General features: G+C 57.0%; 1 protein-coding gene. It reads left to right on the plus strand.

Features of this window, described 5'->3' with window-relative positions:
* Positions 1–244: hypothetical protein (locus tag AB1471_RS19125; protein ID WP_367781044.1), on the plus strand; the 244-nt coding region annotated here is incomplete at both ends.

Here is a 244-nt window from a genome sequence, read left to right on the forward strand (position 1 = left end):
GAGAGAGAGGAAGGGAAGGGGAGAGGGAAGGAGGGGGAAAGAGGGAGAGAGGAGAGAAGAGAAGAGGGGAAGAGGGAGAGAAGGGAAGGAAAGGGAAAGGAGGAAAAGAGGAAAGAAAAAGGAGGGGGGAGGAGGGGGAGAGGAAAAGGGAGAAGAAGGGGGGGGGGGGGAAGAAGGAGAAGGGAGAAGGGGGGGGCGGAGAAACGGCGCAGACGAAAGAAGATGTGGACAAAACATTGCAAGC

This window comes from Jeotgalibacillus marinus, from assembly GCF_040801915.1.
Taxonomy (GTDB): domain Bacteria; phylum Bacillota; class Bacilli; order Bacillales; family Jeotgalibacillaceae; genus Jeotgalibacillus; species Jeotgalibacillus marinus.